Origin of the sequence: Streptomyces sp. NPDC006739, assembly GCF_042869815.1 — a bacterium.
Taxonomy (GTDB): Bacteria; Actinomycetota; Actinomycetes; order Streptomycetales; family Streptomycetaceae; genus Streptomyces.
In genome coordinates this window covers 22,593-36,110 of record NZ_JBIAGM010000015.1, presented here as the reverse complement: position 1 = coordinate 36,110, position 13,518 = coordinate 22,593, and the positions used below count along the sequence as shown (strand labels likewise).

Annotated in this window: 11 protein-coding genes; 8 read left to right on the top strand and 3 right to left on the bottom strand. The window is 72.9% G+C overall.

The window, feature by feature from the left end:
• Positions 1-175 precede the first annotated feature (175 nt).
• Positions 176-1,432: a serine hydrolase domain-containing protein gene (locus ACFYMM_RS27660; RefSeq protein ID WP_388391094.1), complete on the top strand. Its 1,257-nt coding sequence runs from the start codon at positions 176-178 to the stop codon at positions 1,430-1,432.
• Positions 1,433-1,603: 171 nt separating this feature from the next.
• Here the strand turns inward: ACFYMM_RS27660 and ACFYMM_RS27655 are convergent, their stop codons facing one another.
• Positions 1,604-3,166, bottom strand: a complete 1,563-nt coding sequence (locus ACFYMM_RS27655; RefSeq protein WP_388391092.1) for a helix-turn-helix domain-containing protein — start codon at positions 3,164-3,166, stop codon at positions 1,604-1,606.
• Between the two features lie 343 nt (positions 3,167-3,509).
• On the opposite strand from ACFYMM_RS27655, the gene ACFYMM_RS27650 reads away from it, so the two are divergent.
• From ACFYMM_RS27650 to ACFYMM_RS27640, 3 genes are all read left to right on the top strand, one after another.
• Positions 3,510-4,130, top strand: a complete 621-nt coding sequence (locus ACFYMM_RS27650) for an L-threonylcarbamoyladenylate synthase (RefSeq protein ID WP_388391090.1) — start codon at positions 3,510-3,512, stop codon at positions 4,128-4,130.
• A 126-nt stretch (positions 4,131-4,256) separates the two neighbouring features.
• On the top strand, positions 4,257-5,012 hold the full coding sequence (locus tag ACFYMM_RS27645) for a dienelactone hydrolase family protein (protein ID WP_388391088.1): 756 nt from the start codon (positions 4,257-4,259) through the stop codon (positions 5,010-5,012).
• A 197-nt stretch (positions 5,013-5,209) separates the two neighbouring features.
• Positions 5,210-6,409: a glycoside hydrolase family 64 protein gene (locus ACFYMM_RS27640; RefSeq protein ID WP_388391086.1), complete on the top strand. Its 1,200-nt coding sequence runs from the start codon at positions 5,210-5,212 to the stop codon at positions 6,407-6,409.
• A gap of 33 nt (positions 6,410-6,442) precedes the next feature.
• Here the strand turns inward: ACFYMM_RS27640 and ACFYMM_RS27635 are convergent, their stop codons facing one another.
• Positions 6,443-6,913: a pyridoxamine 5'-phosphate oxidase family protein gene (locus tag ACFYMM_RS27635; RefSeq protein WP_388391084.1), complete on the bottom strand. Its 471-nt coding sequence runs from the start codon at positions 6,911-6,913 to the stop codon at positions 6,443-6,445.
• A 162-nt stretch (positions 6,914-7,075) separates the two neighbouring features.
• Between ACFYMM_RS27635 and ACFYMM_RS27630 the strand changes: the two genes are divergently transcribed.
• From ACFYMM_RS27630 to ACFYMM_RS27615, 4 genes are all read left to right on the top strand, one after another.
• Positions 7,076-8,569: a metallophosphoesterase family protein gene (locus ACFYMM_RS27630; protein ID WP_388391082.1), complete on the top strand. Its 1,494-nt coding sequence runs from the start codon at positions 7,076-7,078 to the stop codon at positions 8,567-8,569.
• 78 nt (positions 8,570-8,647) lie between these two features.
• A complete protein-coding gene (locus ACFYMM_RS27625; RefSeq protein WP_388391080.1) occupies positions 8,648-9,679 on the top strand; it encodes an LLM class flavin-dependent oxidoreductase in 1,032 nt (343 codons plus the stop codon).
• Between the two features lie 249 nt (positions 9,680-9,928).
• Positions 9,929-10,534 (top strand): DNA polymerase ligase N-terminal domain-containing protein, encoded by a 606-nt coding sequence (locus ACFYMM_RS27620; protein WP_388391078.1) that lies wholly within the window; start codon positions 9,929-9,931, stop codon positions 10,532-10,534.
• A gap of 167 nt (positions 10,535-10,701) precedes the next feature.
• Complete coding sequence (locus ACFYMM_RS27615; RefSeq protein ID WP_388391076.1) at positions 10,702-11,136, top strand: cupin domain-containing protein; 435 nt, start codon at positions 10,702-10,704, stop codon at positions 11,134-11,136.
• A gap of 17 nt (positions 11,137-11,153) precedes the next feature.
• On the opposite strand, the gene ACFYMM_RS27610 is transcribed toward ACFYMM_RS27615, so the two are convergent.
• Positions 11,154-13,490 carry a SpoIIE family protein phosphatase gene (locus ACFYMM_RS27610; protein ID WP_388391074.1) on the bottom strand — a complete coding sequence of 779 codons (2,337 nt, stop codon included), beginning with the start codon at positions 13,488-13,490 and terminating at the stop codon, positions 11,154-11,156.
• Between the last annotated feature and the right edge of the window lie 28 nt (positions 13,491-13,518).

Here is a 13,518-nt window from a genome sequence, read left to right as displayed (position 1 = left end):
TACTCACCGGGTCGGGTGACCCCACCGCCCGAACGTGGCGTTCCACCCGTCCGACAAGCATCCCGGACGCCCGCTCCGACAGGCGCCGTACCAGGCCCCCTCCTATGCTGGTGGGTCAGGGCTCCGACGTCCCGCCCCACCGCACGGTCGTCCCTCACGTGCTTGGAGTCAGCCCATGTCGCATTCGTTCGCGCGCCTGCGCAGGGGGGTCCCGGTCCTCGCCGTGGTGGGGACCTTGCTGGTGCCGGTCGCCGGTGGGACCGCCGTCGCGGCGCCGGGTTCCGCGGCCGGCGTCCTCGCCGCCGGCTCGCCCTCCCCCGGTCCCTCCGCCTCGGGCGCGGACGTCCGGGATCTCACCCCGTCGGTGGCGCGCCGGCTCGACGCGGCCGTGAAGAAGGTGATGCGCGAGGCCCGCGTCCCCGGCGTGGCCGTCGGGATCTGGACCCCGGACCGGGGACGGTACGTCCGGTCGTTCGGCGTCGCCGACAAGAGCACCCGCCGGGCGATGACGCCGGACCTGTTCACCCGGATCGGCAGCGAGACCAAGACGTTCACGGTCACCGCCCTGTTGCAACTCGTCGACCAGGGCAAGGTGGCCCTGGACGACCCGATCGGCAGGTACGTCCACGGTGTGCCCAACGGGAACAGGATCACCCTGCGCCAGCTGGCCGGGATGCGCAGCGGACTGTTCAACTACTCCGCCGACGACGACTTCTACAAGGCGCTCACCTCCGACCCGCGACGCCCCTTCACGCCCCAGCAGTTGCTGGACTACTCGTTCAGACACCCCGTGCTGTTCCCGCCGGGGCAGAAGTTCTTCTACAGCAACACCAACCTGATCCTGCTCGGCCTGGTCGTCGAGCAGCGCGGCGGTCAGCGCCTCGCCGACTACATCGAGCAGCACGTCCTCGACCCGGCCGGCCTCAGGGACACGCTGTTCCCCACCGGCAGCGAGTTCCCCACTCCGCACGCGCGGGGCTACACCGACCAGACCGCGACCGGGAAGGTCGAGGACGCCACCGGCTGGAACCCGTCCTGGGGCTGGGCGGCGGGCGCCATGATCTCGACCCTGGACGACCTGCGGGTGTGGGCACGCACGGTGGCCACCGGTGAACTGCCCGACGGCGGCCGCATGATCAGCGCGAACCTCCAGAAGCAGCGGCTGGTCACTCCCGCGACGCCGATCCCGGGCATCGGATACGGCCTCGGCATCTTCGACGTCCACGGCTGGATCGGGCACAACGGTTCGCTGCCGGGCTATGAGTCCCTGACCGTCTACCTCCCCGCCGCGCGGGCGACCCTCGTCGTGGTGCTGAACACCGACATCAACCACGCCGGCCAGGAACCCAGCACCCTGTTCGGCGAGGCGATCACGAAGATCATCTCTCCGGGGCACGTCTTCGACCTGCCCGCCGAGCCCGCCGCCAGGTGAGCCGGACACCGCGGATGCGCCCGTCGACCGGGTCCGGGGCAAGGGCCCGTGAGCCGGTCGGGGGGCAGCGACCGGTCCCCCGTTCCGGTCGTGCCCCCGCGGCAGGTTGAACTTACGTGCGGTTCGGGCCGTTGGGTATCGCGCCGGTGCCTGCTGCGGGGCGCGGACGGCTCACCCGTGCACAGATGCGTCCGGTTGGCCCCGGTTGTCCCGGCGGAGGGCGGGTGCGGCGAGGTCACCGACGGCCAGGTGGGCCAGGACGACCTCGTAGAGATCGGTGCCGGAGGCCAGCAGCCGGCGTTCCAGGACGGGTTCGGCGCCGCGGACGTGTTCCCGCACCGTCTGCGCGTGGACGCCGAGTTCCTGGGCGGCCCGTTCGGCGTTCGCGCCGGCCGCGATCCAGGCCCGCAGGGTGCCGCGCAGGTCCCGGCCGTCCTCGTCGAGGCGCCCGAGGAGGTCCTGGGCCCAGGTCACGAGGGCGCCGCCGGCGAGCAGGTCGCCGAGCCGGCCGGCGTCCGGAGGACGGGGGGTGGTGCCGTCGCGGTCGTACGACGTCTGGGCCGCCTGGGTGTTGAGGGCGAGATGGGCGGCGGCCCGGACGGTGAGGTCGGAGAAGTCGGCGCCGAGCAGGGCCTCGACGCGGTCCATGCGGGCGCGGACGGTGTTGCGGCTGACGCCGAGGACCTTCGCCGCGTTCACCGCGGTGAACTCGAGGCCCAGCCGGGTGGTGGCGAGCAGTTCGGCGCGGGTGTGGTGGGCCAGGGTGTCCAGCGGGCGCAGCACCTCGGCGGACCAGTCGCGCAGTCGCGCGGGGTCCATCAGGCGTTCCGGGTGGGTGCGCTCGGCGTAGACGGCGGCCTGGTCGGGCCGGAAGTGGGCGACGGCGAGGGCACTGATGGCCTGCCCGTAGGCGGTGGCGGTCCGGGCGAGGCTCTGCTGGACGCTGGCGCCGAGGAAGGTCCGCGGACGCCCGTGGACCAGCGAGCGCAGCCGCTCCTGTGCCGAGGGCGCGGGGCTGACGACGATGACGTGGCCGTCCATCGCGGGGCAGCGCACCACCAGGGCCTGGCCTTCGGTCAGGTCGAGGCACTCCTCGGCGAGCCGGTCGCGTTCGGTGGGGGACCCCTCGACGACGTAGACGCGGGCGGTGTCCGTGTCGAGCAGACCGGGCCACAGTCCGGCGGCGACGCGGCGGGCGGAGACCGTCTCCTCCACCATGAGCAGTTGCAGGACGGCCAGCCGCAGGTCGGCCGTGACCCGCCGCAGCCGGTGCCCGGCGGTCGTCAGTTCCCGTTCTTTGAGCAGGAGTTCGAGGATGCCCGCGGTGTGGGTCACGATCTCGGCGGCGCGCCGGTCGAAGGGGGTGGTGCGGGCCACCGCGAGCACTCCGGCGCCCGTGGGCAGCGGGTTCGGGTGCCCTATGGCGACGAGACGCACATGATGCTCCCTGTCCTCGACGGCGGCGGCCGAGATCCGGCCGGTGACGACGTCCGTGAGCAGGGCGTCGTCGAGCGGGACGCGGTCCCCGGCGAGCAGGGTGCCGTCCGCGTCGAGGACGCAGACGGTCGCCCGCACGGTGTGCGCGAGCCAGGCGACGACCCTGCGCAGGTCCCGCCCGGTGGGGCGCAAATGTTCGAGGAGTTCCTCGGCCCAGGCCGCGTCCTCGTCGTACCGCTTCTGGGGCCCCGGGCCCTCGTCCGCTCGGCCGGCCACGTCGCCCTTCTCCTCGTGCATCGCGTTGACCTCGGCATTCGGAGGTGGACGTTACCCGACGCGCGGCACGTGGCCTGCGGCGCGGCGGGCCCGCGCGGCATCCGGCGCCGGTACCGGCGTCGTGGAAAGGCTCCGCCGGCGGTCCTGGGGGGGAAACCGCCGGCGGAGACGCCCGGCCCGGAGCGGGGGGAGGCCCCGGGCGGTTCATGAGGTCGGGTGCCCGGAAACCGGCGGGATACGCCCAGGAGTTCGAGATAATTTCGTCGAGGCGTCCGGCGGCCCGTCGCGGGCCGCGGCGCGACCGCGAGGGACCGGTGCACGGGCCGTGCGTGCCGCCCGCCCCGGCACGGCATAAGCTCGACGGATGGCGAAGTACTTCGACGTGCACCCCGACAACCCGCAGCCGCGCAGCATCTCCCAGGTCGCCGACGCGGTGCGGTCGGGCGCGCTCATCGCATACCCCACCGACTCCTGCTACGCGCTGGGCTGCCAGCTGGGCAGCCGTGACGGCATGGACCGGATCCGTTCGATCCGTCATCTCGACGACCGGCACCACTTCACTCTGATGTGCCGGGACTTCGCGCAGCTCGGCCAGTTCGTGCGGGTCGACAACGACGTGTTCCGGGCCGTGAAGGCGTCGACGCCCGGCAACTACACCTTCATCCTCCCGGCGACCCGCGAGGTGCCGCGCAAGCTGCTGCACCCGAAGAAGAAGACCGTCGGTGTGCGCATCCCGGACCATGTGGTCACCCAGGCCCTGCTGGCCGAACTGGGCGAGCCCCTGCTGTCCAGCACGCTGCTTCTGCCGGACGAGGAGGAGCCGATGACCCAGGGCTGGGAGATCAAGGACCGGCTCGACCACGCGGTGGACGCTGTGGTGGATTCCGGGGACTGCGGCACCGAGCCGACCACGGTCGTCGACTTCTCGGGCGGCGAGGCGGAGATCGTGCGGCGCGGAGCGGGAGACACGACCCGCTTCGAGTGAGCCGGGCCGGCCCGGCGGGCGGGAGTCCGGTGCGACGCCGCGGATCTTGCGTGACAGCATGGCCGCAGACGCACGCCGGGGGGCTCGCCGCTCCTCGACGAGGATTCCTCAGGGAGGCATCTCGCCATGACCGCCGTACAGGGAACGACCGTGGACATCCCGACCGAGGACGGCACCGCCGACGCCTATCTCGCCCACCCCAACGACGGTCGCCCCCATCCCGGTGTCCTCTTCTACCAGGACGCCTACGGAATGCGCCCGCACCTGAAGTCGATGGCGGACCGGCTGGCCGCCGCCGGCTACACGGTCCTGGTGCCGAACGTGTTCTACCGCCACGGCCGGGCGCCGGTCCTGGACCTGCCCGAGTTCATCGACCCCGAGGCCGACCCGACGATCTGGGAGCGGCTCGGCCCCGTCGTGGCGGGGCTGACGCCCGAGCAGTCCCGGCGGGACGCCGCCGCCTACCTGGGCCTGCTGGCCGACAGCCCCCTGGTCGCCGACGGTCCGGTGGCGGTCAGCGGCTACTGCATGGGCGCCCGGCTGGGCCTGCGGGCCGCGGCCGCCCACCCGGACCGGATCGCGGCCGTGGCCGGCTTCCACGGCGGAAAGCTCGCCACCGACGCCCCGGACAGCCCGCACCTGCTGGCCGATCTCATCACCGCCGAGGTGTACTTCGGGCACGCCGGCGACGACGCCTCGCTGCCCGAGGAGCAGGTGCGGCGGCTGGAGGACGCGCTGACCGCCGCCGGCGTGCGGCACACCTGCGAGGTCTATCCGGGCGCGGGCCACGGCTACACCCAGGCCGACACCCCCGCCTACGACCGGGCGGCCGACGAGCGGCACTGGACGGCGCTGCTCGACCTGCTCAAGCGCACCTTCTGACGCCGGGCCGGGTGGCGCTCCCCTCGGGCGGGCGCCGCCGGGGTCGCCGGCTCCACGGACACCTTCCGAATCCGTGGACACGTTCCGGATCCGTTCACCTTATTGACATGAACGCACCTCCGCCGCACGCTGAGAGCGCTCTCAGAACAGGTACGGACCAATGTCCGCGCCACCCCGACCCCACACGGAGGTGGAGAGTGCTCGCACGGCTCACACGCCCGGCGCTGCCCCTGACGACCGCGACCGCCCTGGCGGGCGCCCTGCTGGCGCTCGGGACGCCGGAACCGGCCGGTGCCGCGGTCCCGGACACGATTCCCCTGACGGTGACCAACAACTCCGGCCGCACCGGCCCCGTCCACCTCTACGACCTCGGCACCCAGCTGTCCACCGGCCGGCAGGGCTGGGCGGACGCGAACGGCACCTTCCACGCCTGGCCCGCGGGCGGGAACCCGCCGACGCCCGCGCCCGACGCGGCGATCGCCGGCCCGGCCGCCGGGCAGTCGACGACGATCCGGGTGCCCAGGTTCTCCGGCCGGATCTACTTCTCCTACGGCCAGAAGCTCGTCTTCGAACTCACCACCGGCGGGCTGGTGCAGCCGGCCGTGCAGAACCCGGGCGACCCGAACCGGGACATCCTGTTCAACTGGTCCGAGTACACCCTCGACGGTTCGGGGCTGTGGCTCAACAGCACCCAGGTGGACATGTTCTCGGCGCCTTACGCGGTCGGCGTGCGGCGGGCGGACGGGAGCGTGAGCAGCACCGGACACCTCAGGAGCGGCGGCTACAGCGGGTTCTTCGAGGCGCTGCGCGGTCAGCCGGGCGGCTGGGCCGGTCTGATACAGACGAGGTCCGACGGGACGGTGCTGCGGGCGCTGTCACCGCTGTACGGGGTGGAGACCGGGGCGCTGCCGGCGAACGTGATGGACGACTACGTCAACCGGGTCTGGCAGAAGTACGCGACGACCACGCTGACCGTCACGCCGTTCGCCGACCGTCCCGGCACCAAGTACTACGGCCGGGTCTCCGGGAACGTCATGAACTTCACCGACTCCTCCGGTTCCGTCGTCACCGGCTTCCAGAAGCCGGACGCGGACAGCGTCTTCGGCTGCCACAAGCTGCTGGACGCGCCCAACGACGCGGTGCGCGGGCCGATCTCCCGCACCCTGTGCGCGGGCTTCAACCGCTCGACGCTGCTGACCGACCCCCACCAGCCGGACACCTCCACGGCCGACTTCTACCAGGACGCGGTGACCAACCAGTACGCACGCGCGATCCACGCCCGGACCGCCGACGGCAAGGCGTACGCGTTCGCCTTCGACGACGTCGGCGACCAGGAGTCGCTCGTCCACGACGGCAGCCCCCAGCAGGCGTATCTGACGCTGGACCCGTTGGACTGAGGGCGGATGGGGCCGGGCGCACGGCGACAGGGCCTAGAGGAGCCACTTCCCGTCGCGCATCAGGGTCCGCCCGGCCATCTCCGCGACCGTTCCCCACGCCTGCAGCACCTGCGGGACGACCCGGAAGAAGACATAGGAAGGGTGGTCCTCACGAGGGTCCCAGCCGCATCTGGCGGCGAAGGCGTCGCCCACGTCGGCCGGCAGCTCCTCGCGGGTCAGCACGCGCGCGGTGCCGTGGACCAGGACCACGTCCCGGGTGTGGCCGAAGGAGAGCCGGACCCGGCCGGAGGCACACAGGTTGCGCCCGGTCGGGTTGGTGTCGCGGGTGGACAGCCACACCGCCTCGCCGTCCCACCAGTAAGCCAGCGGAACGAGGCACGGTTCGCCGGTGTCGTCGGCCGTGGCGGCCCATACGTCGGTGTCCCGGGCGAGCCGTTCCAGTGCCTCGCGCTTGCGCTGTTCCGGACCGCGGGGTCCGCCGGGGGGTGAGTCGACTGATGCCATGGGGCGAGGGTACGAGGCCGGACGGTCCGTCACATCCGGCGCTGGAACTAGGACTCAGGGCCGAGACCCGCCGGATGTCCGAAGCAACCGCACCCGACATCCTCCCCCCTTCGTCCACCCCCCTTCCGCCTCCCCGCCGTAGATCGTTGTTACCGTTCGCGGGTGTCTGAGTCCTCACGCGATACCGCAGCAGGCGCCGGCTGGGGCGAGGCCGAGCGTGGCGCCTACCGGAAGTTGCTGCCGGAGCATGTCGAGAAACTGTCGTGGCTGAACCCCAAGACGCTGTGGGCCGCCCGCAACGGGGTGCTGGCGTCCTGGTTCGGCGACCCGACCGGCCGCACCCGGAGCCGCTGGGTGGCGCGGCGGGCGGCAGCCGGTGCTCCCGCCGACAAGGTGATCCGGCGAAACGTTCCGGACCGGTTCTCCTTCATGGTCATCGGCGACACCGGGGAGGGCGACGACTCCCAGTACGCCGTCGTGCCCGGGTTCCTGAAGGAGAGTCAGGGCACCGAGTTCGCGGTGATCACGAGTGATGTGATCTATCCGGTGGGCAGCACTGACGACTACGGCACCAAGTTCTTCCGCCCCTACCAGGACTATCCGGCGCCGATATTCGCGATCCCCGGCAACCACGACTGGTACGAGGATCTCGGCGCGTTCATGCGGGTCTTCTGCGGCGACACCCCGCCGCTCGACCCGGAGCCGAGGCCCGGCCCGCTGAGCCGCGCCCGGTGGCGGTCGCTGCTGTGGCACCGGCCCCGGCCGGCGGACGAACGACGGCTCGCCGCGGCCCGGGCGCTGCGGGCGGCGCCGGGGCAGCAGGCCGTCCAGCCCGGGCCGTACTGGGCGATCGACGCCGGGCCGCTGCGGCTCGTCGGCATCGACACCGGACTGCTCGGCACGATCGACGCCGAACAGGGCGCCTGGCTGCGCGAGGTGTCCCGGGGCCCGCGGCCGAAGATCCTCGTGACGGGCTCCCCCCTGTACGTGGACGGCGAACACCATCCCTGCGACATCGAGGGCGGCGGCACGGTCGACGAGATCGTCCGCGACCCGGAGCACCACTACGTGGCGGCGATCGGCGGCGACATCCACAACTACCAGCGCTACCCGGTCGACGTGGACGGCCGCACCATCCAGTACGTGGTCTCGGGCGGCGGCGGGGCCTTCATGCACGCCACACACACCATCCCCCGGGTGTCGGTCGCGAACGTCACCGAGCGGGACTTCCGCTGCTATCCGCTGCGCGGCGACTCCCTGGCCTTCTACAGCCGCCTGTACGGCCGTCGGCTGCGGCTGCCCCGTCTGTTCACCCTGACCGAGGCCGAGGCCATGGCGGTGGTCGCCGAGCGGCTGGGCATCCCGGTCACGCGCAGCCCGGGCGGCCCGGTCCGCGTGACCCGCCGCACCCGGCTGGTCGCCGGTCTGCTGGGCGCCGGCGGCCGCACCTCCCGCTTGCGCCTTCCGGTCCGCAAGATGTACACGCGGCTGTTCTCGCCGGGGTCGGCCACCTACAGCCCGCCGTTCTTCAAGCAGTTCCTCCGCCTGGACGTCACCCCCGAGGCCGTGCGGCTGCGCTGCTTCGCGGCCACCGGCAACCGCGCCCAGGAGATCGAGCCGCCGGTCGAGGACGAGGTGACCATCCCGCTCGTCTGATCACACGCCCGCAATCTTCGCCTGCCACAATCGGAGCCGGCGAAGACAGAACTGACGTACGACCACCGGAGGAAGTCCGTGCCGCCCACCTCACGACCGCTGCGCAAGCTGGGCTTCCTCACCATCGGACTGTTCGACGAGGCCGATCCGCGCCGCGGCCACGAGTCGACGCTGGAGATCATCGAGCTGGGCGAGCGGCTGGGCTTCGACAGCGCCTGGCTGCGCCACCGCCATCTGCAGTACGGCATCTCCTCCCCCGTCGCCGTCATGGCGGCGGCGTCGCAGCGCACCCGCCGTATCGAGCTGGGCACGGCGGTCATCCCGCTCGGCTGGGAGAACCCGCTGCGGCTGGCCGAGGACCTGGCGACGGTCGACATCCTGTCCGGGGGCCGGATCAACCCGGGCATCAGCGTCGGTCCGCCCATGCACTTCGACCAGGTCAAGGAGGCGCTGTACCCGGACACGGCCGACGCCGAGGACTTCTCCTACGAACGGGTGCGGCGGCTGCTGGACTTCGTGCGCGGCAGGAGCGCGACCGGCTTCAGCGGGGTCGAGGGCTTCGAGACGTTCTCCGACCGGGTGCAGCCGCAGTCCCCCGGTCTGGGCCGGCGGATGTGGTACGGCGGCGGCAGCCTCGGTTCGGCGCGCTGGGCGGGCGAACACGGCATGAACTTCCTGACCAGCAGTGTCGTCAAGGCGGAGGAGGCGGACGGGCCGGAGTTCGACTTCGCCGAGATCCAGCTCTCCCACATCCGCGCCTTCCGCGCCCGGCACCCCGACGGCGACGCGGCCCGCGTCTCCCAGGGCCTGGTCGTCATCCCCACCGACTCCGCCTCCGCCGGGCAGCGCGAGAAGTACGAGGCGTACGCCGCCGAGCGCACCCCCCGCACGACGTCACCGCAGGGTCCGGCCCGGCTGCTGTTCGCGCCGGACCTGGTCGGCACCTCGGAGGAGATCGCCGAACGGCTGCACGCGCACGCCGCGTTCCGCGAGGTGGACGAGGTGGCCTTCGCGCTGCCGTTCACCTTCGAGCACGAGGACTACGTCCAGATCCTCACCGACCTGGCGACCCGGCTGGGACCGGCGCTGGGCTGGACGCCGACCGCCTGACTCACCAGCGGCCCGCCTCCCTGCCGGTGACCGGCTCCGACGGCCGGCCGGTGAGGCGCTTCCGCGCCGGCCGAGGACGACCGGCCGGCCGAAGCGGCGCGCGAACGAGCGGCCCGGCGAGGTCCACTCCGGTGATCTCCGCGCCGATGTGCCCGGCCACCGGCCGCACCTCGGCGCCCGGGGAGTTGCGGTGGAGCCGGCGGGTACCCGGGGCCCGTCGGGCGGACGGACGCAGGGAAGGAGCAGCGGGTGGCGACCGAGGACCGGCTGCGGAAGTACCGCGGCAAGCGTGACTTCGAACGGACCCGGGAGCCCTCGGGACGCGCCGCGGCGGCCGGGGACGCGCCGCGGTTCGTGGTGCAGATCCACGACGCGCGCCGGATGCACTTCGACTTCCGGCTGCAGGTGGACGACGTCCTGAAGTCCTGGTCGGTCCCCAAGGGGCCGTCCACCGACCCGGGCGACAAGCAGCTGGCGGTGCCCACCGAGGACCACCCGCTGGAGTACGAGGAGTTCGAGGGCGTGATCCCGAAGGGCGAGTACGGCGGCGGCACGGTGATCGTCTGGGATCACGGGACGTACGAGCCGCTCAGCCACGACCGCAGGGGGCACCCGGTCGACTTCGAGGAGTCCCTGGAGCGCGGGCACGCCACCTTCCGCCTGCACGGCAGCAAGCTGCGCGGCGAGTACGCGCTCACCCGCTTCCGGGGCAGCGACGGCGACGACGCCTGGCTGCTGGTCAAGAAGGGCTCCGGGCACCCGGAGGGACACGGCACGCCCGATCCCCGGCGGGCCCGCTCGGTCCGCACCGGACGCACGCTCGCCCAGGTCGCGGCGGACGAATCCGGGCCGTGACGGCGCGGTCCAGCCGGTGACGGTCACCACGGGTCCCGCGGCCGTCGGCCGGTCACCGGTGCGGGAGCGCGCGCCGACTGAAACGGATCTCCGGGTTCCGCCCACGGCGGGCCCCTGTGGCCTCTATGTTCGCGGCGGTAATCCGCTCGCGTCCCGGAGGCTCCAGCATGCGCACCGCACTCCGCACCCTCGTCACCGGCGTCGTGGCCACCGCCACCGTGCTGACCTGCTCCACCGCCTGGGCCACCCCGCCGGGCCCCGGCGTCACCGCCCGGATCATCAGCCGGACCACGGTGAACGGCACCGACTACACCCTGCGCGAGATCACCGTTCCGCCCGGCCAGAGCACCGGCTGGCACTACCACGACGGTCCGCTGTACGGCGTCGTCGAGCAGGGCACGCTCAGCCACTTCGACTCCGGCTGCGCCCCGGACGGCGTGTACCGGACGGGCGAGGCCATCCGGGAACCGGCCGGAGCGGACCATGTGCACATCGGCCGCAACCTGGGCACGACACCGCTCGTGCTCGACGTCCTCTACGTCCTGCCGCACGGCGCCCCCTTCTCGGAGGACGCGCCGAACCCGGGCTGTCCCTTCCAGTGACCGGTCCGACGCGGTGATCAGACCGGCAGTGGCTGTTCCGCCCAGATCGTCTTGCCGCTGCCGGTCTGCCGGCTGCCCCAGCGCTGGGTGAGCTGGGCGACCAGCAGCAGTCCGCGCCCGCCCTCGTCGAAGGCGTGCGCCCGGCGCAGGTGCGGCGAGGTGGAACTGCCGTCGGACACCTCGCAGATCAGCGCGCGGTCGCGGATCAGACGCAGCTGGATGGGCGGGACGCCGTAGCGGATGGCGTTGGTGACCAGTTCGCTGACGACGAGTTCGGTGACGAACGCCGTCTCGTCCAGCCCCCAGGCGGTCAGCCGCTCGGTGACCGCCTGCCGGTAGGCGGCCACCCGGGCCGGGTCGGGATCGACGTCCCAGGTGGCCACCCGGTCGCCGCCGAGGGCGCGGGTGCGGGCCAGGAGCAGGGCGACGTCGTCGCCGGGCTGTTCGGGCAGGACGGCCTTGAGGACGTTGTCGCCGAGCGCCTCCAGGGAGTCGGCGGGTGCGTTCAGGGCGCGGCACAGCTCCTCGGTGGCGCGGTCGACGTCCCGGTCCCGGTCCTCGATCAGTCCGTCGGTGAAGAGGGCGACCACCGAGCCCTCGGGCAGTTCGAGTTCCGTCGCCTCGAACGGCAGCCCGCCGACGCCGAGCGGTGGCCCGGCCGACATCGCGACGAACTCGGCGCCCGAGCCGGGCCGCACGATCACCGGTGCCGGGTGGCCGGCCGCGGCCAGGCCGAGCCGGCGCGAGACGGGGTCGTAGACCGCGTACAGGCAGGTGGCGCCGAGTTCGGCGACCTCGCCGCCGCTGTCCTCCGAGCCCAGATGGGTGACCAGGTCGTCGAGGTGGGTGAGCAGTTCGTCCGGGGGCAGGTCGACGTCCGCGAGGGTGCGTACGGCCGTGCGCAGCCGGCCCATGGTCGCGGACGACTGGATGCCGTGCCCGACCACGTCCCCGACGACCAGGGCGACCCGGCTGCCGGAGAGCGGGATCACGTCGAACCAGTCGCCGCCGATGCCCGCCAGTGAGCCGCACGGCAGGTACCGGTGGGCGATCTCGACCGCCGCCTGTCCGGGCAGGCCCCGGGGCAGCAGGCTGTGCTGGAGGGCGAGTGCGGTGGTGCGCTCGCGGGCGAAGCGGCGGGCGTTGTCGACGCAGACGGCGACGCGGCTGGCGAGTTCCTCGGCGAAGACGGCGTCGTCGGGGCCGTAGGCATCCGGGTCGGAGATGCGGACGCCCACCAGGACGCCCAGTTGGGTGCCCCGGGCCCGCATCGGTACGGCGATCATCGAGTGGACGCCCCGGCGGTAGCGGCGGCCCTCGGGGGAGCGCGCGTTGCGTTCGGCGACCCAGCGGACGAACTCGGGTTCGCCGGCCTGGCTGAGCACCGCCCGCCCTTCACGCAGCGCCCGGGCCGGCGGTGAGGACGGCAGGTAGACGTCGGTCTGCCCGAGGCGGACGGCCGCCTCGGGGGTGCCCTCGGTGCCGGATCCGTGGGCGACGCGCCGCAGCACGATCTGGTCCTCGGGCACCCCTGGCGGCTCGTCGGCGCCGAGGACCCAGTCGAGCAGGTCCACGCTGACGAAATCCGCGTACTTCGGCACCAGCAGTTCGACGACCTCCTCGGCGGTGCGCACCACGTCCAGGGAGGTGCCGATGCGGGTCGCGGCCTCGTTCAGCAGGGCCAGCCGCCGCCGGGCCCAGTACTGCTCGGTGCTGTCGAAGGCGGCGAGGGCGACCGCGGTCAGCTCGCCGGTGCCGTCGCGCAGGGGCCACATCTCGACGCTCCAGGCCTGTTCCCGGTTGGGGGCGGGGGCGCCGGTGGAGCTCTCGTAGCGGGCGGGGCGGCCGGTGGCGGCGACCTGGCGCAGATGGCGCAGGAAGCCGTGGCTGTGTTCGGCGTCCTCCACGGTGTCCATGAAGAAGCGGCCGGTCAGGGTCTCCTCGGGTACGCCCATCACCCGGCAGGCGACGTCGTTGAGGCGCAGGTAGTGCTGCTGGAGGTCGAAGACGGACATGGACATGGACGCCTGCTGGAAGGCCTGCGCGGCCAGTCCCGGGTCGGGCGGCCTGGACGCGTCGGTGGTGACCACGAATCCGGTCTCCTCGCCGTCCGGGCCGAGGACGGGGCAGGCGGTCAGGGCCAGCTCCACACGGTGACCGTGCACGTGGCGCAGGACGGCGGTGCCGGCGCGCGCCTCGAGCGCGCCGGCGGGTACGTCCTCGGCGAGCAGGTCGGCCGCGGGGCGGCCCACGACATCCTGGGGCGCACGGCCGGTGAGCAGCCGTGCGCCCTCGCTCCACCCCGTCACCCTGCCCAGGGCCTCGATGATCGCCGCGGCGGCGACACGCTCCATACGCCCCAGGATGATCCGAATGTTCCGG